The organism is Gryllotalpicola koreensis (genome assembly GCF_039538185.1).
GTDB classification, from domain to species: domain Bacteria; phylum Actinomycetota; class Actinomycetes; order Actinomycetales; family Microbacteriaceae; genus Gryllotalpicola; species Gryllotalpicola koreensis.
In genome coordinates, this window is record NZ_BAABBW010000001.1 from 714,352 (window position 1) to 737,405 (window position 23,054).

Here is a 23,054-nt window from a genome sequence, read left to right on the forward strand (position 1 = left end):
GCGCCGCCTCGCGGGTCAGCGCACGACCTCGAGGGTGACGTCCACCGGCGAGCCCGCAACGAGTGAGTTGCGGGCTCGCACCTCTTTCTTGATGGGCAGCACGAAGGTGCCGCGCTTGTCGTCCGGAAAGACCGAGGTGCGCCACGTCACGTGCCCGACCGTGGCCTCGACCTTCACCGAGCCAAAACCGCCGGGAACGAGCGGCATCGCCGTGATCGCGTCACTCACCGAGAACGGCAGATCGACGAAGAACCAGTTGTCACGCGCCGACCACTCGTAGAGCTCTGAGGTGAACTCGTAGGGCATGAGGTCAGCTTCCCACCACGGCCGCGACCGCTCGCACGATCTGGGCGCGGATGCGCTCGTGATCCATGCCCCCGGTCCCATAGGGGAACGCGGGCACCCAGGCGGTCGCGAGAGACATGACGAAGGTCATGAGGAACTCGGCGTCCCAGGCATCCGTCAGCTCGCCTTTCTGCTGCGCCGCGCGCAGGGCCGCGGCCTTCGCGCCGGCGCCTTCGCCGCGCACGGCCGGGTCGGGCGCGTCGGGGTCGAGCTTGGTCCATGCGGTCAGCCGGATGACGTCGGGGTTCGCCATCACGAAGTCGAAGGTCTTGCCCGCGAACTCGGGCAGGTCCTCGGGCATGAGCGGGTTCTGCTCGCTGACGAGGCCGAGGCGTGCGCGCAGCGTCGCGTCGAACAGTCCCTCTTTGCTGTCGAAATAGATGTAGATCAGGTTCTTGTTGCAGCCGGCTGCTTTCGCGATGCGGTCGACCCGGGCGCCCGCGAAGCCATAGCTCGCGAACTCGGCGAAGGCCGCCTCGAGGATGCGCTGGCGGGTCTGCTCTGCGCGGCCGGCGGCCGCTAGGGGGGCCTCTGGCTCAGGCATCCGATCACCTCATCTCTTGCCCCGATCCTAATTCTTGACTAAATGGTTAGTCTTGATCTAGTCTCTGACTAACCAGATAGTTAGGAATCCGATATGACGCTTCCCGGTGGAACTCTGACCCTCGCCCCCGGCCTGACCATCACGCGCATGGGCTACGGCGCCATGCAGCTGCCCGGCGCCGGCGTGTGGGGGCCGCCGCGCGACCACGCCGAGGCGATCGCCGTGCTGCGCGCCGTCGTCGAGGCGGGCATCACCCACATCGACACCGCGGACTTCTACGGATTCCACGTGTCGAACGACCTCATCCGCGAGGCGCTCCACCCGTACCCCGACGAGCTGCACCTCGTCACGAAGGTCGGCGCGAGCCGCGATGCCGACGGCGGCTGGGTGATGGATCGCAGCCCCGAAGCGCTCGCCGCACAGGTGCACGACAACCTCACGCACCTCGGCCTCGAGACGATCGACGTCGTGAACCTGCGCATGGGCTCGCCAGAGGCCACCGTCGAGGAATCCATCGCCGACCAGCTCGGTGCCCTCGTCGAGCTGCAGCGGCAGGGCAAGATCCGGCACATCGGTCTGAGCCAGGTGACGGATGCCCAGCTCACCGAGGCGCTCGGCATCACCCCGATCGTCGGGGTGCAATCGCTCTACAACCTCGCGCATCGTGAGGATGAGGGGATGCTGCGCCGCACCGCCGAGCTCGGCATCGCCTACGTGCCGTACTTCCCGCTCGGCGGGTTCACCCCGCTGCAGTCCGGAGCGCTCGCGGCTGTCGCCGAGCGGCTCGAGGCGTCGCCGCAGCAGGTCGCGCTCGCGTGGCTGCTGCAGCGCTCGGCGAACATCGCGCTGATTCCGGGGACATCGAGCCGCGCGCACCTCGCTGAGAATATCGCCGCCGCGGCGCTCGAGCTGCCGGCCGAGGCCGTCGCCGAGTTGGACGCGATCGCCTAGCGGCCACGCGGGCAGCCGGGCCGGGTTAGCCTCGGCTCGGAGGTGGTCGCCGGTGATCACGCACGAAGTCCTGAATCAGGCCCCCGATCGCGTCGATGTCAACGAGTTCGAGAGCAACGTCGCGTTGGTCGAAGCGGTGCGCGCGTGGGGCACGGATGCCGGGCCGGAGCGACTCGCAGAGGCCGGCGCCCTCGTCGGATCGGCCGGCTTCCAGCACGATGCCGAGCTCGCGAACACCCACGAGCCCGTGCTGCACACCCACGACCGGCACGGCAAGCGCATCGACGAGGTCGAGTACCACCCCGCGTACCACCGCGTGATCGGCGACGCGATCGCCAGGGGAGCGCACACCTCGGCCTGGGCGAAGCCGGGGCCGGGGGCATCCGTCGACCGCGCCGCCATGTTCTACCTGTTCGCGCAGGTGGAGCCGGGGCACGCCTGCCCGGTGTCGATGACGCACGCCGGCGCCGCGATCCTGAAGAACGCCGAGATCCCGGACAAAGAGCAGTGGTGGGCGCGCGCGATGAGCCGCGAGTACGGCGCCGGCGCGCTGTTCGGGATGGCGATGACGGAGAAGCAGGGCGGGTCGGATGTCCGGGCGAACACCACCGCGGCGACGCCCAACGCCGACGGCAGCTTCAGCATCACCGGCCACAAGTGGTTCTGCAGCGCGCCGATGAGCGACGCGTTCTTCGTGCTCGCGCAGGCGCCAGAGGGGCTGAGCTGCTTCTTCGTGCCGCGCACACTGCCCGACGGCGCCCGCAACACCTTTCTGATCCAGCGCCTCAAGGACAAGCTCGGCAACCGCTCGAACGCCTCGAGCGAGGTCGAGTTCGACGGCACGCTCGGCTGGCTCGTCGGGGAGCCGGGACGGGGCGTGCGGGCCATCCTGCCGATGGTGAGCCGTACCCGCCTCGACTGCGTCATCGGCACAGCGGCCGGCATGCGCCAGTCGGTCGCCGAGGCGGCTTGGCACACGCGCTATCGCACCGCCTTCGGCGACTCGCTCATCGAGAAGCCCGCCATGGCGGCCGTGATCGCCGACCTGCAGCTCGAGTCGGAGGCGGCGACGCTGACCGCGCTGCGCCTCGCGATGGCGCATGACGCCCCCGATGATGCCGGAGACGGCGATGAGACGGATGCCGCAGAGCTCGCGTTCCGCCGCCTCGCGACCGCCGTCGCGAAGTACCTCGTCTGCAAGCGCGGCCCCGGCCACGCCTACGAGGCGCTCGAGTGCCTCGGGGGCAACGGCTACACCGAGGCATTCCCGCTCGCCCGCCGCTACCGAGAGCAGCCGGTGATGGCGATCTGGGAGGGCAGCGGCAACGTCATCGCCCTCGACGTGTTGCGCGCCCTTGCCCGCGAGCCCGAGACGTTCCACGCGTTCTTCGCCGACCTGAACCAGGCCCGCGGCGACTACGAGGCATACGACACCGAGCTCGACGCGGTGCAGGATCTGTCGCGGCAGTTGAGGGTGGCCCTGCTGGACGGTTCGGCGGCAGCCGAGCTGCGGGCGCGAGAGTTCGCGGAGCGGCTCGGGACACTGCTCGAGGCATCCCTGATGCTGCGCTTCTCGCCGCCGCCCGTCGCGGGGGCGTTCGTCGGCGCGCGGCTCGCGCACCGCTCCGCGCTCTACGGCGTGCTGCCCCCGGGCGTCGACGTCGAGGAGATCCTCGCCCGCGCGTGAGGTCGTGCCCGTTCGGCGCGGCGCTGTGCCCGAACGGCGCGACGGTGGCCGCAGCACAGGGCGCAGCAGCGCCGAACGGGCACACCGGCCGGCCGAGAACACCCCGGCCGGGGCATCCGCTCGCGCGCCCCGTACTACGATCCCAGCAACGACTCGTCAATGAAGACGAAAGAGGTCAACAATGCCCGATATCGACCAGCAACCCGGATTCGCCACGGTCAACCTGGCGGCCATCCTCGCCGAGAGCGCGAAGCGCGAACCCGAGAACATCGCGCTCATCTTCGGCGCCGATCACATCAGCTATAGCCGGCTCTGGACTGAGACGAAGCAGTACGCCGGCGCGCTGCGCGATCTCGGCGTCACGCGAGGCGACCGGGTCGCCGTGCTGCTGCCCAACGTGCCGGACTTCCCGCGCGCGTACTTCGCGATCCTGAGCCTTGGCGCGATCGTCGTACCGGTGCACGCGCTGCTCAAGGCCGAGGAGATCGCGTATGTGCTGACCGATTCCGGAGCGAGCCGGTTCATCGTCGCCGCGCCGCTGCTCGCGGAGGGCGCGAAGGGCGCCGCACTCGCGAACGTGCCGCTGCTCTCGGTGCTCGTGCCGGACGACAAGCTCGCCGAGGCGCCGTTCCCCCGCCTCGAGGACCTCGCGAAGGACGCCGAGCCGATCGAGCACTACGAGTTCCTGCCGCCGACGGCGACGGCGACGATCCTGTACACGAGCGGCACGACGGGCAAGCCGAAGGGCGCCCGCGGTTCGCACTTCTCGCTCGTCGAGCACGTCAACACGCTGCTCGCGGGCGCGATCGACGTGCGCGAGGACGACGTCGTGCTCGGCTGCCTGCCGCTGTTCCACACCTTCGGCCAGATGTGCGTCATGAATGTGGCCTTCCGGCGCGGGGCATCCGTCGTCCTCGTCCCCAAATTCGACGGCGCCACTGCGCTCGCCCTGCTCAACGCGCATCGCTGCACGATCATGACGGGCGTGCCGACGATGTATATCGCCCTGCTCGAGGCGGCGAAGGCGAACCCCGAGCGGCCGCCGCTGCGCTACGGGCTGTCGGGCGGGGCGGCGATCCCGGTGGCGGTGATCGGGCGGATGTCCGAGGAGTTCGGCATCGCGGTGCACGAGGGCTACGGCCTCACCGAGACGAGCCCGGTCGCGACCTTCAACCACTTCGGCAAGGCGCCGCGGCCCGGCACGATCGGGCAGCCGATCTGGGGCACGGAGGTGATCATCGCCGACGCCGAGCTCGATGATCGCATCGTCGAGCTGCCGCGCGGCGAGCTGGGCGAGATCTGCGTGCGCGGCCACAACGTGTTCCAGGGCTATCTGAACCGGCCGGATGCCGACGCGGAAGCCGTCGTCGACGGCTGGTTCCGCACGGGCGATCTCGGCACGATGACCGAGGACGACTACGTCACGATCGTCGACCGCAAGAAGGACATGATCGTGCGCAACGGATACAACGTGTACCCGCGCGAGGTCGAGGAAGTGCTCGCACGGCACGACGCGGTGTCGGGCTGCGCGGTCTACGGCGTGCCCGACCCCGTCCACCAGCAGGAGATCGTCGCCGCGGTGACACTGATGCCGGGGGCATCCGTCGATCCGGCAGAGCTGATCGAGTTCGTGAAGGAGAAGGTGGCGCCGTTCAAGTACCCGCGGCACGTCGAGATCGTGGACGCCCTGCCGCTCGGGCCCTCTGGCAAGGTGCTGAAGCGTGTGCTCGTGGCCGAATGGGAGCAGGCGCACACACAGCAGCCCGCATAGGCCCTGCCATGCGCCACGATTAGCGGTATGCCCCTGGCCGCATACCTCTCCGAGTCCGTTGGGACCGCCCTGATGCTGCTGCTCGGCTGCGGGGTGAGTGCGAACGCGTCCTTACGGAAGTCGAAGGGCTTCGGCTCGGACTGGACCCTGATCAGCCTCGGCTGGGGGCTCGCCGTCTTCCTTGGCGTGACGGTCGCCACCAAGTCGGGTGCGAACCTCAACCCGGCGGTCACGCTCGGTATCGTCCTGAGCGGGGCGCACGAGTTCGCGCCGGGCGTGGCGGTCGATCTACAGAACGTGCTCGGCTACATCGTCGCGCAGTTCGTCGGGGGCTTCGTCGGCGCGTTCGCGGTCTGGCTCGTCTACCGGCAGCAGCTCGACGACCACCCGGAGCCGACGGCGAAGTTCGGCGTGTTCGCGACGTCGCCCGCGATCCGCGGGTGGGTATGGAACGGCCTGTGCGAGTCGGCGGGAACCTTCGTGCTCGTGTTCGTGGCCCTCGCGTTCGGCGAGCACGGCCCGACGACGGGTCTCGCCTCGCTCGGCGCGCTGCCCATCGCGTTCCTGATCATCGGACTGATCGCGTCGCTCGGCGGCCCGACCGGGGCGGCGCTCAATCCGGTGCGCGACCTCATGCCGCGCCTCGTGCACCAGCTCGTGCCGATCGCGGGCAAGGGCCCGTCGAACTGGAGCTACGCGTGGATCCCGATCCTCGCCCCGCTCATCGGCGGTCTGCTCGGCGGCCTCGCGGCCGGCCCGCTGCTGTAGCCGCCCGCGTCCCGTCGTAAGCTCGCCGCATGGACGACAGCGCCACCACCGTGCGCGACACCGGCTCGCGCTATGTGATCGCGATCGACGAGACGGATGCCGGGTTCCTCGAATACGTCGACCAGGGGTCTCGCCGCGTGTTCCTGCACACCGAGGTCAGTCCGGAATTCGGCGGCCGCGGACTCGCCGGTCAGCTTGTGCGAGCGGCCCTCGACGACGTGCGCGCGCAGGGCAAACGCCTGGTCAACTTCTGCCCGTATGTGACGGGCTTCCTCGAGAAGAACCACGACTGGGACGAGCTCGTCGACCAACCGACCCCCGCGATCCTCGAGGCGGTGCGGGCCCGCTCGGCCTCCTAGGGCTCCCGCCGCTCGGGCTCCTCGTCGAGCTCGGCGGCGCTGCCCGGCGGCATGCCACGCGGCAGCGCGTCGGGAAGCTCGTCCTCGTCGGCATCCTTCTTCAGATCGTCCGCCGCCTCGTCGATCTCGCCATCGAGCTCGTCGAGTTCGTCGACCTCATCATCGAGGTCGTCGACGTCGAAGGGGCGCGTGTCGTCCTGATCACTCATGAGCGGCTCGTACCCGCGCAGGCATCCGTTCACACCGCCGCGCCCGGGCGCGCACCGGTAATCTTCTCCGTGTGAGCACCACCGCGACCGGCACCCTGACCGACCACCTCGCCGAGTTCCAGTCGGCGTACGACGAGCTGAAGGCGCGCGGGCTGAAGCTCGACCTCACGCGCGGCAAGCCGTCGGCCGATCAGCTCGCCCTGTCAGACGCGCTGCTCACGCTGCCGGGTGACGGTGAATATACGGATGCCGCAGGCGCCGACCTGCGCAACTACGGCGGCCCGAACGGACTCCCCGAGCTGCGCGCGATCTACTCCGAGCTGCTGCAGATCCCGGTGCCCCAGCTGCTCGCGCTCGGGAACTCCTCGCTGACGCTGATGCACGACGTGCTGACCTTCGCGATGCTGCACGGCGTTCCCGGCTCGGCGCGGCCCTGGGTGCGGGAGGAGACGGTGTCGTTCCTCTGCCCCGTTCCCGGCTACGACCGGCACTTCGCGATCACCGAGGCGCTCGGTGTGCGGATGATCCCGGTGCCGATGAATGAGGACGGCCCTGACATCGCCGCGGTGAAGGCGGCGATCGCGGTCGACCCGACGGTGAAGGGCATCTGGTGCGTGCCGGTGTACTCGAATCCGACCGGCGCCGTGTACTCGGAAAGCGTCGCCCGTGAGCTCGCCTCGCTCGAGGCGGCCGACGACTTCCGCATCATGTGGGACAACGCCTACGCCGTGCACCACCTCACCGACTGGCGGCCGGAGCCGATCGACATCCTGTCGCTCGCCGCTGAGGCGGGGCACCCTGACCGGGTCTTCGTCTTCGCCTCGACGTCGAAGGTGACCTACCCGGGCTCGGGGGTGGCGTTCTTCGGCTCGTCGCCCGACAACGTCCGGTGGTACTCGAAGTGGGCGGCGTTCCAGTCGATCGGGCCCGACAAGCTCAACCAGCTGCGCCACGTGCGGCTGCTTGAGACGGCGGAGGGCGTCCTCGCCCACATGGAGAAGCACCGCGCCCTCGTCGCGCCGAAGTTCGCCGCCGTGCAGGAGGTGTTCGAGCGCCGCCTCGCCCCGTTCGGCGTGGGTAGCTGGGGCGACCCGAAGGGCGGCTACTTCGTGACGCTGACAGTCTCGCCGGGCGTCGCGAAGCGCGCGATCGCGCTCGCCGCGGAGGCGGGCGTGGCGATCACACCCGCGGGCTCCACGCACCCGTACCTCGACGACCCGGAGGACGCGGTGATCCGCATCGCCCCGACCTTCCCCACGATCGAGGATCTCACCGCCGGCCTCGAGGCCTTCTGCACGGCGCTGCTGCTCGCAGAGGCTGAGCGCTCCGCGCTACCGCCGGTCGAGTAGCCGGCGACGCCGGCGTATCGAGACCCCTCTCGCGGGAGAAGGGGTCTCGATACACGCCTGCGGCGTTACTCGACCATCGGAGGGCGGATAGCGTAAGAGGGTGAGCAGCACCCCCGTCCTGTCCGTCGTCGGCGTCGATTTCGTGCGAGACGGGCGGGCGATCCTCGACCACATCGATCTCAAGGTCGAGCGGGGGCAGCACTGGGCGCTCATCGGGGCGAACGGTGCGGGCAAGTCGACGCTGCTGTCGCTGCTCGGCGCGGTGCAGCACCCCACCCGCGGAACCGTCGAGGTGCTCGGCAAGCGGCTCGGCCGCGTCGACCTGCGCGAGTTGCGCACCCTCATCGGGCATGTGAACCCGCGGCACTCGCTGATGAACCCGTTGACCGCGCGCGAGGTCGTGCTGACCGGCGGCACGGGCGGCACCGAGCTGCCGATGCGCTGGTCGCCGAGCGAGGCCGAGCTCGAGCGCGCCGACTACCTGCTCGAACTGCTCGGCATGGGCGCACTGGCGGATGCCCGCTGGCCGAACCTCTCCCAAGGGGAGCGCGGCCGCACTCTGATCGCCCGCGCGCTGCAGTCCGACCCGCACGTGCTGCTGCTCGACGAGCCCTCGACGGGCCTCGACATCGCGGCACGCGAGCAACTGCTCGACCGGATCGACCAGCTGCGCGAGCAGCACCCCGATCTGGCATCCGTTCTTGTCACCCACCATCTCGAAGAACTGCCCGCCTCGACGACGCACGCGATGCTGCTACGCGACGGCACGGTGATCGCCCAGGGCGCGGCCGACGAGGTGCTCACCACCAAGCTGGTCTCCGAGACGCTGGACTACCCGGTCACGATCACCCGCACCGAGGGTCGATGGGCCGTTCGCACTCGACGCATGCCTCCGCAGGCATAGATGGCTCCGAGCGCGAGCTTCAACCGCGGCCTGGCGCTGCTCGTCGCGGTCACGGCGTTCATGGAGTTCCTCGACGCCACCGTGATCCAGACGGCGGCGCCCGCGATCGCCCGGGACTTCGGCGTGCGTGCGACCGACATCAACCTCGCGATGACGGCATACCTGCTCGCGCTGGCGGTGTGCATTCCCGCAACGGGATGGCTCGCCGACCGCTTCGGCACCCGCCGCGTCTATCTCACGGCGATCATCGTCTTCGGCGCGGCATCCGTTCTGTGCGCCTTCGCACCGGACCTCTTCTGGCTCTGCGTCTTCCGGGTGCTGCAGGGCATCGGCGGCGCGATGATGGTGCCCGTCGGCCGGCTCGCGGTGCTGCGCTCCATCGAGCCGCGCGACCTGCTCGACGCGATGGCCTACCTCACGTGGCCGGCGCTTCTGGCCCCCGTGATCGCGCCCGCTGTCGGCGGCGTGCTGGCCGACACCGTCGGCTGGCGCTGGATCTTCCTGATCAACGTGCCCATCGGCATCGCCACCCTGATCGCCGCACTGATGCTTGTGCCGAGAGCCGACGAGCTGCGCCCGGTGCCGCTCGACTGGTCGGGGCTGGCCTTCATCGCGGTCGCGCTGGGCGCGCTGGTGATGGCGGGCGAGCTGGTGGGCGAGACCGTGACCGATTGGGCGGTGGTCGCCGCGGCGCTCGCGGTGAGTGCGGCGAGCGGATGCCTATTCTGGTGGCGCACCCGACGCGCGGACCACCCCGTGCTCGACTTCTCGGCACTGCGCATCCGCACATTCCGCGCGGGGAATGCAGGTGGCGGGGTCTACCGCCTGATGATCGGGGCCGTGCCGTTCCTCGTCACCCTGCTGTTCCAGTCGGGCTTCGGCTGGTCGGCGGCGCAGGCCGGCCTCATCGTGATCGCCCTCTTCGTCGGCAACCTCGGCATCAAACCGGCGACCACGCCGCTCATCAAGCGCTTCGGGTTCCGCACGGTGATCGTGTGGTCGAACATCATCGGGGCCGCGATCCTGCTGCTGCTCGCCCTCGTGGACGCGACGACGCCCGTCGTGGTGACGGTCGTGCTGCTCGTTGCGAGCGGAGCGTTCCGCTCGATCGGCTTCAGCGGCTACAACACGATCCAGTTCGTCGATGTGCCGCCCGCGCTCACGAACGGCGCGAACACGCTCGCGTCGACGATGCAGCAGGTCGCCGCAGGTCTCGGCATCGCGGTGGCGGCCCTTCTCGTGCGGCTGGGCGGCTCGCTCGCGGCATCCGTCACCCACGACGGCGACTGGCTCGGCTACCGCTGGGCCTTCGTGGGGGCCGCCGCGCTGCTGCTCATCCCGCTCTTCGAGGCGCTGTCTCTGCCGCGCCAGGCCGGAGTGAGCGCGACCGCTCGCTAGATCAGCGTGCCGAGGAAGATGCCGAGCACGGCGGCGCCGAGGCCGAGCAGCAGCATCAGGACGCCGTTCGCGCCGGCGGCCACCCAGCGGCGCTGCTGCAGCAGCCGCACGGTCTCGATCATGGCCGTCGAGAAGGTCGTATAGCCGCCGAGGAATCCGGTACCCAGCACGACACGGAAGTCGGCCGGCTCGGCACCGACGAGCACGAGCCCCGTGACGAAGCCGAGCAGCAGCGAGCCCGAGACGTTGATGACGAAGGTTCCGGCCGGCACGAGCGAGGTCACGCGTGAGCGGATCAGTCCGTCGAGCACGAAGCGCGAGACCGCGCCGACGCCGCCCGCCCCGGCGACCAGGAGAGCGATGATCAACGGATGCCGCCCTCGGTGTCGTCGCCGAGCCGTTCGATATCGGCGTCGACCGCGCCCGACGAGGCCACGGCCCCGGGCTCTGCCGTGGCCGCCGGCTGCGCGATGTGCAGGATCTGCGTCGATGTGACGCTCGAGTGCTCGGACCCCGGCATCACCTCAGGCACCCGGAAGACGTTCGCCGCGACCCACACGCCCGCAGCCGCGGCGGCGATGCCGAGCAGCAGCGACGCGACGGCGTAGCCGCCGCCCGTGACGTACTGCCCGTTCTCGGTCAGCAGCACGCTCTCGACGCACAGCGAGCTGTAGGTCGTGAAGCCGCCGAGGAACCCGGGGGCGAACAGCAGCCGCACGCGCTGCCGCCAGCCGACGTCGTTGCCGCCGCGCAGCAGCCCCTCGAGCAGCAGGCCGAGCACGAACGCGCCGACCAGGTTGATCGCGAAGGTCGCGAGCGGGAAGCCGCCCACGGTCGGGATCACGAGGCTGAGCAGGTAGCGCGAGACGGTCCCCGCGGCTCCGCCGAGGAACACGAGCAGCACGGGCAGGGGGCGCAGGTGCAGGGGGGAGCTAGGCATGCCCCTCCCCGAAGAGCACGTCGGCGGGGTCGGGGACCTCGGTTCCGGCATCCGTCACCCGGTTCTGCATCGCCGTCGGCAGGGGCGAGCGCCCATGCAGCGGCACGACGAGCACGGGAACCGGCTGGCGGCGCGCGAGGCGCGAGGCGACGGGACCCGCGAGCAGCAGCGACAGGGAGGCGCGCACGCCGGGCGGCCGGGTGCCGACGACGATCAGGCGCGCGTCGCGGTCGACGGCGAAGCGCGCGAGGGCTGTGACGGTGTCGCCCGCGCGCACGTGGTGGGTGACCGTGACGTTCGCCGGCGCGGCGCGAGCGACGACCCGGTCGGCGATCGTCGCGAGCTCGGGGCGCAGCTTCTCTCCCTCCGGCTGGTTGTGATCGGCGGCGACGACGGGCGCGGTCACGACCCGGCCGCCGGGCGCCTCGCCGATCGGAACGCGGGTCTCATCGACGTAGACGCATGCGAGCGGCGCACCGAGGTCGCGCGCGATCGCGACGGCCTCATCGAGAACGCGGTCGGGGGTGCCGGCCGACAGGCCGACCACCACCGGTCCGGAGCGAGCGTTGCGCATGACACACCTGCCCTATCGTTCAACAACCTTAAGGCAGGAACCATCAGCCAGGCAGGCGCTTCGAGTCGTCGGACTCCGGCGGGATCCATCGCCGATCTCGATACTAGTGAGGCAGCGCCTCAGACGGAACTACGCCGCGAGGGCCTGCCCGAGCAGCAGCGAGCGCAGCTGGTCGATCGAGTGCACGACAGCCAGCGCCCCCTTCGCCTCGGCCGGCGAGCCGTAGCCCCACTCGACCATGATCGTCGGCACGTCGTTGGCGCTCGCGCCCTCGACGTCGTAGAAGCGGTCGCCGACCATCACCGGCCGCGAGGTGTCGACGCCGAGCTTCTCGAGCTCCGCGAGTGTGTAGGCGATCACGTCGGCCTTCTCGGCGCGGGTCTCGTCATCGCTCGCGCCGCCGATGAAGGTGAAGTACTCGGTGAGCCCGAAGTGGTCGAGAATGCGGCGGGCGCGGCTCGTCGGCTTGCTCGTCGCCGTCGCGACCGGAACGCCGTCGGCCTGGAGCGACTGCAGCAGGCCCAGGATGCCGGGGAACACGGCGTTGTCGACGAGATCGGATTCCTCGGCGAAGCCGCGGTACACCTCGAGGGCGTGCGCCGCCTCGGCCTCGGTGAAGTCCTCGCGGGCACGCAGCGCCGTGACGAGCGGCGGCCCGACGTAGGCCTTCAGCTCGTCCTCCGTGTGCACGGGCCGACCGATGGCCTCGAACATGCGCTCGAGCGAGCGCATGATGCCGGGCGCGGAGTCGGTGAGGGTGCCGTCGAGGTCGAACAGCACGCAGCTCCAGCTGCGGAGAACCTCTGAGGTTTCGAAAGTCATAGCCAGAACAGTGTAGGGGGACGTCACTGAACGACGTACGACGCGAGCGCGCTTTGAACGGATGCCGCGACCGAGGCCGACCCGCCGATGACGATGATCGACTTCGGCTTGAGCGTCTTCAGAGCGGCGCTCACCGACGAGGGGATCGTCGTGCGTTGCGTGAGGAGCACGGGCGCGCCGGCCGTCAGCGCAGAGAGCGGGGCAGCGGACAGGGCGTCGGGGAAGTCGACGCCGGAGACCACGTAGGCGACCGAGACGCCGACCGGGAACTTCGAGGTGGCGATCGCGGCGCTCGTGGCGAAGCGGTCCGCGCCCGAGAGCCGCGCGACGGTACTCGTGGTGTACTTCGCGAGCTGGCTCGCCACGCCCGCGGACACCGCGGTGGGGCCGCCGAGAATCGTGATCTTCTTCGGCTTGAGCGTGGTCAGCGCGGCGGCCGTCGCAGCCGGGATCGAACCGGGTTGGACGAGCAGGATCGGGCCGCTCGTCGAGGCGGCGGCAGAGGCGGCCGCACCGGAGAGCGCGTCAGGCCAGGTCGCTCCGGAGGCGATGTAGAGGTTGGCGACGCCCGGCGAGAACTTCGAGGTCGCGACCGCGGCGCTCGTCGCGAAGCGATCGGCTCCGCCGATGCGGGTGACGGCGGAGGCGGACTTCGACTTCGTCAGGCCGACGAGCGCTGAAGACACCGAGGAGCTGACCGAGGTGGTGCCGCCGAGGATCACGATGTTCGTCGGCGAGAGCGCCGTGATCTCCCTGCGGACCGTCGTCGGGATCGACGTCGCGCTCACGAGCAGGATCGGCGCGTTGACGAGTCCCGCCGCCGCTCCGCCGGAGAGCGCGTCGGGGAAGGACCAGCCGTTCGCGACGTACACCGTCCCGCCCGGAGTCGGAGTCGTTGTTCCCGTTCTCGCCGCGGTGAGGAAGTTCTGCCCGATGCTCGCGCTCGTGGCGAATCGGTCCGTTCCCGACAGCCGGGGGTACCGCGCGACGGACTGCAGCGCGCTCAGCGCCGAGCCGTTGAACACGTCGATGTCACCGCCGGTGGGGTTGTCGGTGAGCGCGTCGCTGTACTGCCAGAACGTCCAGCTGCTCCAGCCAGGGAACGGCGTCGGGTTCGTCACGCCGGTGACCCAGTTCGCGATCCACAGCTTGGCTCGGCTCGCGAAGGCGGTGGTGTTGCCGGTGCAGGTGCTCCACCAGTTTGCGTTCGAGTAGATGAGCGGCTGCCGGCCCGTCAGCGAGGTCAGCGTGGAGATGTAGCTCGAGATCCACGACACCATGCCGCTCTGGCTGAGGTTCGAGCAGGCCGGGGTGCCCGCCGACGGTGTCTCGAGGTCGATGACGGGCGGCAGGGTGCCGGCGTCGCCGGCCGCCATCGCCGCGCCGTTCTGGTAGAAGGCGTTGGCCTCGGCCGCGCCGCTGACGAGGTCGGGGCGCGCGAAGTCGTACACCCCGCGGATGAGCCCGGCCGCGCCGGCGTCGACCCACTGCTGCGGGAAGTAGTCGTTGTAGACCCCGGTCGCCTCGTTCGCCTTGATGAAGACGAACTTGTAGCCCTTCGCAGCGAGGCCCGACCAGTCGGGGGTCGCCCCCTGCCAGCCGCTGACGTCGAAGCCCTTGAGGAAGCCCGACGACGGGCTCGCGCCGGCGGCGGGCGCCGCGGCCGCCGAGCGCAGCTGGGGTGAGGCGGCGGGCGTGGCCTGCGCTTCGAGCGACGACCCCATGGCGTGGTCGTTGCAGGCGTCCTGCACCGCGCGGCTCGGCGTGGTGCCGTCGCCGCTCGGGGCGCACTGGCCCGAGGCATCCGTCGTGGTCGCGGCGGCTGCGCCGCCCGTCTCGGCCTGCGCGGGCAGCTCGGCGGTCAGGATTCCGGCCGCGAGCAGTGCGCTCGCCGTCAGAGCGGTGAGGGTTCGGCTCGCGAGGCGCACGAGGATTCCTCTCGGTAGGTGCCGGGGTGTCGGGGACCGGCCTTCGGCACGACGCTAACCCGCCTCGCCCGCGAACGGGGGGAGAACGACCGAAGTGTCCGGAATCCCCGAACCGGTCTTATTTCGCTTTCGCGATCGAGTTCAGCGACGACTGCACGGCGGCTCCCACGGAGGCCGGACCGCCCATGATCGCGAAGGAGGTCGCGCCCAGCTTCGTGATCTCGGCACTCGTCGACGACGAGAGGCTGGTCGGCATCGTGAGGAGTACCGGCGACGAGGTCAGCGCGGCGGTCGGCGCGCCGACGAGCGCGTCGGGGAAGTTCGTTCCAGAGGCGACGTACACCGACTTGTCCCACGCCGATCCCGCGATCGACGCGAGTTTGGCCGCGATGGTGGCGCTCGTGGCGAAGCGGTCGGCGCCCGAGATGCGCGTCACCGCCGACGCCGTCTTGCCCGCCGTGTAGCTCGCAAGCGCGTTCTGCACGCCCTGGCTGACCGCGGCCGTGCCGCCGAGGATCGTGATGTGCTGCGGCTTCAGCTTGGCGAGCGCACTGGCGACGGATGCCGGGATCGTCGTCCCCTGGACGAGCAGCATCGGGCCGCTTCCGGCCTGCGATGCGGCGAGTGCCGAGCCCGAGAGGGCGTCGGGCCAGTTGGCGCCGACGGCGATGTACGCGTTCTTGACGCCCGCCGGGAAGGAGCTCGTGGCGATCTGCGAGCTGGTCGCGAAGCGGTCGGCGCCGGAGACGCGCGTCACGTGCCCGTACTTCGCGAGGGTGCTGGAGTCGGCGCTCGAGACGGCGGTCGTGCCGCCCACGACCACGATGTTCGTCGGCTTGAGGTACTGCAGCGCCTGGATCACGCTCGCCGCCACCGAGTTCTGGTTCACCAGCAGGACGGGTGCGCCGGCCTTGCCGGCCGCAGCACCCGCCGAGAGGGCGTCAGGGAAGTTCGCGCCGCTCGCGACGTAGACGGTCGAGGTGCCGGCGGGGAAGTACGTGGAGGCCATGGCGCCGGTGTCCCAGCGCTGCGGGCCGGCGATACGCGGCGTGCCGAGGGCCTGCAGCTGAGCGAGCGTGCCGTGGAACTCGTCGTAGTCGAAGCTGCTGCTGGAGGTGATGTCGAACTGACGGAACTTCCAGGCGGTCGCACCGCCGAAGCCCGGGCTCCCGAGCGTGCCGGAGTCGACATCGGCCACCCAAAGCGGGTACTTGTTGAGCGTCAACGGGTTGCCGACGCATTGCTTCCAGTACGAGCTGGTGGTGTAGATGACCGGGGCGATTCCGCTCAGCGACTTGAACGTCGTGACGAAGCTGGTCACCCAATCCTGCTGCTGGGCGACCGAGAGGTTCCAGCACGATGCGGCGTTGGTCGTCGCGCCCGATTGTTCCTCGAGATCGAGCACGGGTGGCAGCGAGAACTTGTTCGCTGTGCTGAATTGTGCGCCGTGGTTGTAGAAATACGTGGCCTGCGTGGCGCCGTTCGACGCGGTCTTGTTGGGCTGCCCGAACGCATACGCGCCGCGGGGGATCCCCGCCTGCGTGGCTCCCGCCCAGTTGCTGAAGAAGCTCGAGTTCTGCGCGCCGTTGACGGTCGCCTCGATGTAGGCGAACTGCGTGTTCGACGGCGCGGTCGACCAGTCGACCGCCTTGCTGGCGTCGACACCGCCGATGGTGCCGCTGTCCGGAAGCGACATCGCCGCGCCCTGAGGCGGCGTCGTGGCCGCCTGCGCGGGCGTGGCGACGAGCGCCGACGCGCCCAGGGCGAGCGCCGCGGCGACGGCGAGAGAGAGGGCGGTGCGGCGGCGGGCGGTGGAGCGCACGGCGGATCCTTCGAGTACACCGTCTCCCGGATAAGACGGACGTCTAGACCCTAGGGGTGAAACTTATGAATCCGCTACAACTACTTTTCGCCCAGCGCCCGCAGCACGTGGTCGCGGGCGACGATGCCGCCCGGTTTGCGCGGGTCGAACTGCACGGCGACGAAGTCGGCGGTCTCGATGAAGCCGAGTGCCTGACGGCCGGGGACGATGATGCCGTTCACCTTCGAGCCGCCGAGACCTGCGGCATCCGCCGTCGCCTTCAGCTCTTTCATCGAGGTGAAGAGGGGCAGCACCTGCTGACCGTCGGTGGTCTGCAGGGTGCGCAGCCGAAGGTCCTGCGGGGAGGGCGAGCCGGTCACGTCGACGGTGAGTCCGCCGCGCAGGGCGGCGTCGAGCAGGGCGGCGAGCGTCTCCTCACCGGGGGTCTCGACGAGCCGGTCGAGCGCGACCGCGACAGCGCGGTTCTCGTACGACTGGGGGAATTTCGGCGCGCGCATCAGAACAGCGTCGGCACGCCGGAATCGACGCCCTTCATGGCCTCGTAGTCGAGCACGAGGCAGCGGATGCCGCGGTCCTCGGCGAGCGTGCGCGCCTGCGGCTTGATCTCCTGCGCGGCGAACACCCCGGTCACGGGTGCGAGGCGCGGGTCGCGGTTCATCAGCTCGAGGTAGCGGGTGAGCTGCTCGACGCCGTCGATGTCGCCGCGGCGCTTCAGCTCCACCGCGACGGACCGGCCCGAGGCATCCCTGGCCAGGATGTCGACCGGCCCGATCGCCGTCATGTACTCGCGGCGCACGAGCGTGTGCCCGTCGCCCAAGAGGCCGATCTGCTCGGCGAGCAGCTTCTGCAGGTGCGCCTCGACGCCGTCCTTCACGAGGCCGGGGTCGACACCGAGCTCGTGCGCGCTGTCGTGCTGCACGTCGTGGATCGAGACGATCAGCTTGTCGTCGATCTTGGTCGCGGCGACCGTCCAGACCTGGGTGACGCCGGCTGAGGCCTGCTCATCGCTCGGCTCGGAGACGGTGAGCGTGCACGGCGGGCTCATCCAGTTCAGCGGCTTGTACGAGCCGCCGTCGGAGTGCACGAGCAGCGAGCCGTCGGCCTTCAGCATGAGCAGCCGCGTCGCGAGGGGCAGGTGGGCCGAGAGCCTTCCGGCGTAGTCGACGGAACAGTTCGCGATCACCAAACGCACCCGTCGAGTTTACGAGAGGCGACCGTTCAGACCGTCACGCCATCGACCTGAAAGGCGGAGATGAGTCGATAAAACGGACAGGATCGGCAGAAGTATCCGCTCTAGCGACTCATTTCCGCTCTAGCGGCTCAGCGCTGCACGCCCGTCTCGCTCTGAACGTAGCTGCGGTGCCCCAGCGCCGGGGCGCAGAAGAACGCCGCGACGACCAGGGCGAGCACCACGAAGAGGGCGTGCAGGATGCCGACGTGATCGGCGAGGAATCCGATCACCGGCGGCCCGCCGAGGAACGAGAGGTACCCGATCATCGCGACCGCCGCAACGCGGGTGGTGGCATTGCGCTCGTCGTCGGCGGCCGCCGACATGCCGAGCGGGAAGCCCAGCGAGGCGCCGAGGCCCCAGAGCACGGCACCGATCACGAACACGACCGGGCTGCCGCCGAGGATGAACATCAGCAGCCCGATGACGCCGAGCCCCGCCGTGATGCGGATCGCCCAGACACGCCCGATGCGGTCGACGAGCGGCCCGCCGGCGATGCGCCCGAGGGTCATCGCGACGAGGAAGACGTCGAGCACGAGCGCGCCCGCGGCCTTCGTGGTGCCGTGGTCGTCGACGGCGGCCAGGGCGATCCAGTCGTTGGCCGACCCTTCCGCGAACGCCATGCCGAGCATCACGACGCCGATCATCACGAGGGTGAGGTCACGCCAGACGACGACGCGCTCCACGGCCGAGCGCCGGAAGCGCTCGCCCCTGGACAGCGGAGAGGAGCCGGTGGATGCCTGCTCGCGGGGCTCCTCGATGCGATCGGGCACGAACCGCACGGCGATGATCGCGGTGACCGCGATGCCGACGGCGATGACCGCGAGATGCAGCCAGGTCGGGATGCCCGCGGCGGCCGCCCCCGCTCCGATCGCCGCGCCCGCCACGGTGCCGATCGAGAAGCACGCGTGCATGAAGGGCAGCAGGGTGCGGCCGATGCGTCGCTCGACGGTCGCGCCCGAGACGTTCATCATGACGTCGACCGCGCCGTTTCCGAGGCCGAGCAGAACGAGCCCGACGACCGTCAGCGGAATGTTCCCCCACAGCGTCGCACCGAGGCCGGCCAGCGCGAGGCCGACGGCACCGACGGTGAGGGCGCTCGCCATGCCGCGGCGCTGGCCGAATGCGTTGGCGACGGGCGGCGCCGCGACGAGGCCGAGGATCGCCCCGAGCGAGATGCAGACGATCAGCAGGCTGATCTGGCCGGGCGTCACGTTCAGCGCATCGCGCGCCGCCGGCAGCCTGGCCGCGAAGCTGGCGAGCAGCACGCCGCTCAGTCCGAAGATCACGAAGACCGCGTTGCGCCATCTCCGCAGCTCGGGGGCGGTCGGGGGGCGGGTGCGCGAAGGGGCGGTGCTCACGGTGTTGCTCACTTGAAAGGGTCGGGGCGGAAGCTGTGAATTCGGCACTCGAATCGATTCGAGCGCATCGTCCGGCTAACCTAGCTGAAACTCTGAGCGCAGGGCAACACGCAGCAACAAGGAGAGCCGAGTGACCGCCGTCGACAACCCTGTGGAGCATCGCCCCACGCTGGCCGCCGTCGCGGCGCGCGCCGGCGTGAGCGCCTCTACGGCGTCGCTCGCGTTCAGCGGCACCGGCCCCGTCTCCGACGCGACGCGCGAGCGCGTGCTGCAGGCGGCCCGCGAGCTCAACTACGCCGGCCCCGACCCGCGCGCCCGTTCGCTGCGCCGTGGCCGCAGCGGCATCGTCGGCGTCGTGCTCGAGGAGCGCGTGCGCGACGCCTTCCGCGACCCTATCAAGATCGCGACACTCGACGGCATCTCCGAGGAGATCGGGTCGGTCGAGGCGGGCCTGCTCGTGCTCACAGAGGTGGCCGGCGAGGCGGGGGCTGACGAGGTGACCCCCGTCACCCTCAGTGACGCCCCGATCGACGCGGCGGTGCTGATGGGCTGCAGCCCGCGCTTCGAGGAATCAATCGCCACCCTGCGCGCCCGCGGCGTTCCCGTCGTCGGCATCGAGGGCGACCCGGGCGACGACGACGTCGTGATGATCCTGCAGGACAACCGCGAGGCGACCCGGCTCGGTGCAGAGCACCTCAAGGAGCTCGGGCACGAGCGCGTCGCCATCGTGGCCCTCTCGCTCGATCGCGAGCACCTGCGCGCGCCCGTCACACGCGAGCGCATCGCCCGGGGAACGGCTGCCACGACCCTCGAGCGCCTCGCCGGTGCGTGGGATGTCTTCCCCGATGCGCCCGCCTACACCGGCGCGGGCTCCTACGTCGAGGAGGGGCGGCTCGTCGCCCTCGAGCTGCTCAGCGTGGAGGCATCCGCCCGCCCCACCGCGATCATCGCGCAGAGCGACCTGCTCGCCGCCGGGGTGATCCGCGCGGCGGAGGAGCTGGGGATTCCCGTGCCGCAGCAGCTCTCGGTGATCGGGTTCGACGGGGTCAAGGTCGACGGGCTGTGGCCGTACGACCTGACGACGCTCGTGCAGCCCGCCGCCGAGAAGGGGCGCGCGGCCGGGCGGGCGATCAAGGCGATGCTCGCCGGGGAAGACGTCGAGACGCAGCTCTTCACGTCCGAGTTCCACGAGGGGAACACGACGGCTAAGCCCAGCCTGTAGGCCCGTCCGACCCCGCCGTGTACTCCTCGAGCGGCACCTTGCCCTGCTTCCACGCCTGCAGCACGGGATCGACGAGGCGCCAGCAGTCCTCGGCGGTGTCGCCGCGCACGGCGAGCATCGGGTCGCCCTCGAGCACCCCCGCGAGCACCTCGCCGTAGGCGGGCAGCTGGCCGGGATTGAGCTCCGCGCGCAGCTCGACGTGGTCGATCGTGTACGGGTCGCCGGGCCCGTTGACGTCGAGCTCGAGCGTCATCTCGAGCGTCTTGAGGTCGAGGCGCAGGCGGTTCGGGCGATCCGAGCCGCGAATGCGCTCGGGCACGTGCGCGGGCTGCCGGAAGGTGAAGACGATCTCGTGCCGGTTCGCACCGAGCGCCTTTCCGCTGCGCAGGGTGAACGGCACGCCCGCCCAGCGGTTGTTGCGCACCTCGACGGTGAGCTCGGCGAGCGTCTCCGTGTTGTTCGCGGGGTCGACGCCGTCCTCGTCGACGTACGCCGGCAGCGTGCGGCCGTCGATGGTCCCGGCGGTGTAGCGTGCGCGGCGGGAGGCCTTCGTCGGGTCGTCCGCCCACAGCCGCGTCGCGCGCAGTGCGAGCGCCTTGAGATCGCGCACGTCGTTCGCCTCGAGTGCCGCAGGCGGTTCCATTGCGGCGACCGCGAGCGTCTGCAGCAGGTGGCTCTGGATCATGTCGACGAGCGCGCCCGCGTGGTCGTAGTAGCGCGCGCGGCCCTCGAGGCCGAGCGTCTCGTCGTACACGATCTCGACCGACGCGACGTGGATGCTGTTGAGCAGCGGCTCGATGATGCGGTTCGCGAACCGCGTTCCGAGGATGTTGAGCACCCCGCTCGTGCCGAGGAAGTGGTCGACGCGGAAGACGTGGTCCTCAGGCACGAGCGTCGCGAGCTTCTGGTTGAGGGTGTGAGCGGATGCCTCATCGACGCCGAACGGCTTCTCCAGCGCCAACCGGGTGCCCTCGGGCAGCAGCCCGACCAGCGCGTCGCAGGCCTTCGCGGTGATCGCCGGGGGCAGCGCGAAGTAGATGGCGGGCGGGTTGTCGCACGCGGCCAGCAGCTTCTTCAGGTCGGCGGGCTTCGTGACGTCGGCAGTGAGATAGCTCGTGCGCTTCACGAGATCGGTGACCGCGCGCCCCTTCGCGCTTCCCGTCGTCATGGCCGTCGTGACGCGGTCCTTCCACTCGGCATCCGTATACGTCTCGACACCTGAGCCGATGAGCTGCACCCGGCGCTCGGGCTGCACCGTGAGCAGGCCGCCGAGGCCCGGCATCAGCAGGCGCGAGGCGAGATCACCGCTCGCCCCCAGGATCAGCAGCGTCGCTGCGTCAGTTTTTTGCGAGGACTGCGCAGACTTCTTCGTCGTGGCCACGCCCCTGAACGTACCCGCGCACGCCCCGGTCGGCACGCCCCAGGTGGTGGTTGCGGGGGTCTCGTCCAAAACTCAGGGGAGATTGCTGGATTGGAGCCTGAATCGGGCGGATTCCGGCTCGGGGCGGAAATCGCCCCTGAGTTTTGCGCAGAGGGGCTAGGCGCCCGTGACCAGCCAGCGGGGCGAGCGGGCGCGCAGGCCGAGCGTGACCGCGCGAGCGCCGAGATAGACGAAGGCGAAGGATGCCGTGAGCAGCGCGAACCCCGGCACACCGGGCTCCGCGAAGCGGGCGACGAGCAGCGCGCACGGAACGAAGCACGCGAGATTGAGCAGCCCCGTGAGGGCGAGGTAGCGCGCGTCGCCCGCCCCGATCAGCACTCCGTCGAGCACGAACACGTAGCCGTCGAGCGGCGCCGCGATCGCGATCAGCACCACGCCGGCCGGCAGCACCGCGAGCACGCGCGCGTCGCCCGTGAAGACGTGCCCGAGCCACGGCGACAGGACGAGCACAACCGCCCCGAGGGCGACGCCTGCGCCGATTCCCCACTGGAGGCAGCGCCGCAGCACGGCGCGCACCCGCGGGACATCCGCTGCCCCGAGCCCGTGCCCGATCAGCGCCTGCGCCGCGATCGCGAGCGCGTCGAGCGCGAACGCGATCGTGGTGAACACCGTCATCACGAGCTGCCAGCCCGCGAGCTCGACCGAGCCGAGCCGGGTCGCCGCCCAGGTGGCGAGCAGCAGCGCGGCGCGCAGGGCGGCGGTCCTGATGAGCAGCCACCAACCGGCGCCCGCCACCCCGAGCACTCCGCGCGCATGCGGCCGCAGCGACGCGTGCTCGGCCCGCGCCCTGCGCCGGATCACGACGATGTACGCCGCGACCATGCCCCATTGCGCGACGTCCGTGCCGACGGCTGAGCCGACCATGCCGAGGTGCAGCCCGTAGATGAGGAATCCGTTCAGTCCCGCATTCGCGACGAACCCGGCGACCGCCACGGCGAGGGGCGTGCGCGTGTCCTGCAGCCCGCGCAGCAAGCCCGTCGCGGCGAAGACGATGAGCATGGCCGGCAGCCCGATCATGGCGACGCGGAGATAGACGGATGCCTGAGCCGTGACATCCCCCGCAGCGCCGAACGGCCTCACCAGAAGCGGTGCGGTGAGGAATCCGATCGCCCCCAGCAGCAGGCCGAGCGCTGTCGCCAGCCAGGTGCCGTCGACGCCGAGCGAGATCGCTCCCGGGCGGTCGCCCGCGCCGAGCCGGCGCGCGACGGCGGGCGTCGTGCCGTAGGCGAGGAAGACCATGAGTCCGACGACCGTCTGGATGACGGCGCTCGCGAGACCGAGCCCGGCGAGCGGCACGCGGCCCAGGTGGCCCACGAGCGCGCTGTCGACGAGCAGGAACACCGGCTCGGCCACGAGCGCGCCGAGCGCAGGCACCGCGAGCGCGAGGATCTCGCGGTCTGCGGCGCGCGCCTTTATCACGGGCATCGTTCG

At 70.4% G+C, this 23,054-nt stretch carries 23 protein-coding genes and 1 riboswitch; of the genes, 9 read left to right on the top strand and 14 right to left on the bottom strand.

Going from position 1 to position 23,054, the window contains the following annotated elements; all coding sequences use genetic code 11:
• Nucleotides 1–15: 15 nt before the first annotated feature.
• Both ABD708_RS03465 and ABD708_RS03470 read right to left on the bottom strand, forming a co-directional pair.
• Nucleotides 16–306: a DUF1905 domain-containing protein gene (locus ABD708_RS03465; RefSeq protein ID WP_344751886.1), complete on the bottom strand. Its 291-nt coding sequence runs from the start codon at nucleotides 304–306 to the stop codon at nucleotides 16–18.
• A gap of 4 nt (nucleotides 307–310) precedes the next feature.
• On the bottom strand, nucleotides 311–889 hold the full coding sequence (locus ABD708_RS03470; protein WP_344751887.1) for a TetR family transcriptional regulator: 579 nt from the start codon (nucleotides 887–889) through the stop codon (nucleotides 311–313).
• A 93-nt stretch (nucleotides 890–982) separates the two neighbouring features.
• Between ABD708_RS03470 and ABD708_RS03475 the strand changes: the two genes are divergently transcribed.
• The 5 genes from ABD708_RS03475 (at nucleotide 983) to ABD708_RS03495 (ending at nucleotide 6,425) form a co-directional block, all read left to right on the top strand.
• Entirely contained in the window at nucleotides 983–1,840 is an 858-nt protein-coding gene (locus ABD708_RS03475) for an oxidoreductase (protein ID WP_344751888.1), read from the top strand.
• A 52-nt stretch (nucleotides 1,841–1,892) separates the two neighbouring features.
• The gene (locus ABD708_RS03480; RefSeq protein WP_344751889.1) at nucleotides 1,893–3,527 is read left to right on the top strand and encodes an acyl-CoA dehydrogenase family protein; all 1,635 of its coding nucleotides are present in this window, start codon (nucleotides 1,893–1,895) and stop codon (nucleotides 3,525–3,527) included.
• Nucleotides 3,528–3,708: 181 nt separating this feature from the next.
• On the top strand, nucleotides 3,709–5,298 hold the full coding sequence (locus ABD708_RS03485; protein WP_344751890.1) for a long-chain-fatty-acid--CoA ligase: 1,590 nt from the start codon (nucleotides 3,709–3,711) through the stop codon (nucleotides 5,296–5,298).
• Nucleotides 5,299–5,325: 27 nt separating this feature from the next.
• Nucleotides 5,326–6,066, top strand: coding sequence for an MIP/aquaporin family protein (locus tag ABD708_RS03490; protein WP_344751891.1), 741 nt, complete (start codon nucleotides 5,326–5,328; stop codon nucleotides 6,064–6,066).
• Nucleotides 6,067–6,095: 29 nt separating this feature from the next.
• Nucleotides 6,096–6,425, top strand: a complete 330-nt coding sequence (locus ABD708_RS03495) for a GNAT family N-acetyltransferase (protein ID WP_344751892.1) — start codon at nucleotides 6,096–6,098, stop codon at nucleotides 6,423–6,425.
• Here ABD708_RS03495 and ABD708_RS03500 read toward each other — a convergent pair.
• A complete protein-coding gene (locus ABD708_RS03500; RefSeq protein WP_344751893.1) occupies nucleotides 6,422–6,634 on the bottom strand; it encodes a hypothetical protein in 213 nt (70 codons plus the stop codon). The genes ABD708_RS03495 and ABD708_RS03500 overlap by 4 nt on opposite strands.
• 71 nt (nucleotides 6,635–6,705) lie before the next feature.
• Here ABD708_RS03500 and ABD708_RS03505 point away from each other — a divergent pair, with 71 nt between their 5' ends.
• From ABD708_RS03505 to ABD708_RS03515, 3 genes are all read left to right on the top strand, one after another.
• Complete coding sequence (locus ABD708_RS03505; protein WP_344751894.1) at nucleotides 6,706–7,983, top strand: aspartate aminotransferase type Ic; 1,278 nt, start codon at nucleotides 6,706–6,708, stop codon at nucleotides 7,981–7,983.
• Nucleotides 7,984–8,083: 100 nt separating this feature from the next.
• Nucleotides 8,084–8,887, top strand: coding sequence for an ABC transporter ATP-binding protein (locus tag ABD708_RS03510; protein ID WP_344751895.1), 804 nt, complete (start codon nucleotides 8,084–8,086; stop codon nucleotides 8,885–8,887).
• Entirely contained in the window at nucleotides 8,888–10,285 is a 1,398-nt protein-coding gene (locus tag ABD708_RS03515) for an MFS transporter (RefSeq protein ID WP_344751896.1), read from the top strand.
• Here ABD708_RS03515 and crcB read toward each other — a convergent pair.
• From crcB to ABD708_RS03560, 9 genes are all read right to left on the bottom strand, one after another.
• On the bottom strand, nucleotides 10,282–10,650 hold the full coding sequence (crcB, locus tag ABD708_RS03520; RefSeq protein WP_425553244.1) for a fluoride efflux transporter CrcB: 369 nt from the start codon (nucleotides 10,648–10,650) through the stop codon (nucleotides 10,282–10,284). The two genes, ABD708_RS03515 and crcB, sit on opposite strands and share 4 nt — an antisense overlap.
• Nucleotides 10,650–11,225, bottom strand: coding sequence for a fluoride efflux transporter FluC (locus tag ABD708_RS03525; protein ID WP_344751898.1), 576 nt, complete (start codon nucleotides 11,223–11,225; stop codon nucleotides 10,650–10,652). Before ABD708_RS03525 ends, crcB begins: the two co-directional genes overlap by 1 nt.
• The gene (locus tag ABD708_RS03530; RefSeq protein ID WP_344751899.1) at nucleotides 11,218–11,799 is read right to left on the bottom strand and encodes a universal stress protein; all 582 of its coding nucleotides are present in this window, start codon (nucleotides 11,797–11,799) and stop codon (nucleotides 11,218–11,220) included. Before ABD708_RS03530 ends, ABD708_RS03525 begins: the two co-directional genes overlap by 8 nt.
• Nucleotides 11,800–11,826: 27 nt before the next feature.
• Nucleotides 11,827–11,901, bottom strand: a riboswitch (Fluoride riboswitch).
• Nucleotides 11,902–11,928: 27 nt separating this feature from the next.
• On the bottom strand, nucleotides 11,929–12,621 hold the full coding sequence (locus ABD708_RS03535; protein WP_344751900.1) for an HAD hydrolase-like protein: 693 nt from the start codon (nucleotides 12,619–12,621) through the stop codon (nucleotides 11,929–11,931).
• Nucleotides 12,622–12,644: 23 nt separating this feature from the next.
• Nucleotides 12,645–14,549 carry a cell wall-binding repeat-containing protein gene (locus tag ABD708_RS03540; protein WP_344751901.1) on the bottom strand — a complete coding sequence of 635 codons (1,905 nt, stop codon included), beginning with the start codon at nucleotides 14,547–14,549 and terminating at the stop codon, nucleotides 12,645–12,647.
• A 118-nt stretch (nucleotides 14,550–14,667) separates the two neighbouring features.
• A complete protein-coding gene (locus tag ABD708_RS03545) occupies nucleotides 14,668–16,371 on the bottom strand; it encodes a cell wall-binding repeat-containing protein (RefSeq protein ID WP_344751902.1) in 1,704 nt (567 codons plus the stop codon).
• A gap of 80 nt (nucleotides 16,372–16,451) precedes the next feature.
• Entirely contained in the window at nucleotides 16,452–16,868 is a 417-nt protein-coding gene (locus ABD708_RS03550; protein WP_344751903.1) for an SseB family protein, read from the bottom strand.
• Nucleotides 16,868–17,563 carry an endonuclease NucS gene (gene nucS / locus ABD708_RS03555; protein ID WP_344751904.1) on the bottom strand — a complete coding sequence of 232 codons (696 nt, stop codon included), beginning with the start codon at nucleotides 17,561–17,563 and terminating at the stop codon, nucleotides 16,868–16,870. The genes ABD708_RS03550 and nucS overlap by 1 nt, the downstream gene beginning before the upstream one ends.
• Nucleotides 17,564–17,691: 128 nt before the next feature.
• On the bottom strand, nucleotides 17,692–18,960 hold the full coding sequence (locus ABD708_RS03560) for an MFS transporter (protein ID WP_344751905.1): 1,269 nt from the start codon (nucleotides 18,958–18,960) through the stop codon (nucleotides 17,692–17,694).
• A gap of 130 nt (nucleotides 18,961–19,090) precedes the next feature.
• Between ABD708_RS03560 and ABD708_RS03565 the strand changes: the two genes are divergently transcribed.
• Entirely contained in the window at nucleotides 19,091–20,182 is a 1,092-nt protein-coding gene (locus ABD708_RS03565) for a LacI family DNA-binding transcriptional regulator (protein WP_344751906.1), read from the top strand.
• Here the strand turns inward: ABD708_RS03565 and ABD708_RS03570 are convergent.
• Both ABD708_RS03570 and ABD708_RS03575 read right to left on the bottom strand, forming a co-directional pair.
• Nucleotides 20,166–21,563 (bottom strand): glucose-6-phosphate dehydrogenase, encoded by a 1,398-nt coding sequence (locus ABD708_RS03570; RefSeq protein WP_344751907.1) that lies wholly within the window; start codon nucleotides 21,561–21,563, stop codon nucleotides 20,166–20,168. The genes ABD708_RS03565 and ABD708_RS03570 overlap by 17 nt on opposite strands.
• A gap of 156 nt (nucleotides 21,564–21,719) precedes the next feature.
• Nucleotides 21,720–23,048 carry an MATE family efflux transporter gene (locus ABD708_RS03575; protein WP_344751908.1) on the bottom strand — a complete coding sequence of 443 codons (1,329 nt, stop codon included), beginning with the start codon at nucleotides 23,046–23,048 and terminating at the stop codon, nucleotides 21,720–21,722.
• Between the last annotated feature and the right edge of the window lie 6 nt (nucleotides 23,049–23,054).

Coding starts and splice junctions, on each gene's coding strand:
- ABD708_RS03470 (WP_344751887.1), bottom strand. CDS start 889: ATGCCTGAGCCAGAGGCCCCCCTAGCGGCCGCCGGCCGCGCAGAGCAG.
- ABD708_RS03515 (WP_344751896.1), top strand. CDS start 8,888: ATGGCTCCGAGCGCGAGCTTCAACCGCGGCCTGGCGCTGCTCGTCGCG.
- ABD708_RS03575 (WP_344751908.1), bottom strand. CDS start 23,048: ATGCCCGTGATAAAGGCGCGCGCCGCAGACCGCGAGATCCTCGCGCTC.
- ABD708_RS03490 (WP_344751891.1), top strand. CDS start 5,326: ATGCCCCTGGCCGCATACCTCTCCGAGTCCGTTGGGACCGCCCTGATG.
- ABD708_RS03485 (WP_344751890.1), top strand. CDS start 3,709: ATGCCCGATATCGACCAGCAACCCGGATTCGCCACGGTCAACCTGGCG.
- ABD708_RS03525 (WP_344751898.1), bottom strand. CDS start 11,225: ATGCCTAGCTCCCCCCTGCACCTGCGCCCCCTGCCCGTGCTGCTCGTG.
- ABD708_RS03475 (WP_344751888.1), top strand. CDS start 983: ATGACGCTTCCCGGTGGAACTCTGACCCTCGCCCCCGGCCTGACCATC.
- ABD708_RS03465 (WP_344751886.1), bottom strand. CDS start 306: ATGCCCTACGAGTTCACCTCAGAGCTCTACGAGTGGTCGGCGCGTGAC.
- ABD708_RS03500 (WP_344751893.1), bottom strand. CDS start 6,634: ATGAGTGATCAGGACGACACGCGCCCCTTCGACGTCGACGACCTCGAT.
- ABD708_RS03495 (WP_344751892.1), top strand. CDS start 6,096: ATGGACGACAGCGCCACCACCGTGCGCGACACCGGCTCGCGCTATGTG.
- ABD708_RS03535 (WP_344751900.1), bottom strand. CDS start 12,621: ATGACTTTCGAAACCTCAGAGGTTCTCCGCAGCTGGAGCTGCGTGCTG.
- ABD708_RS03550 (WP_344751903.1), bottom strand. CDS start 16,868: ATGCGCGCGCCGAAATTCCCCCAGTCGTACGAGAACCGCGCTGTCGCG.
- ABD708_RS03530 (WP_344751899.1), bottom strand. CDS start 11,799: ATGCGCAACGCTCGCTCCGGACCGGTGGTGGTCGGCCTGTCGGCCGGC.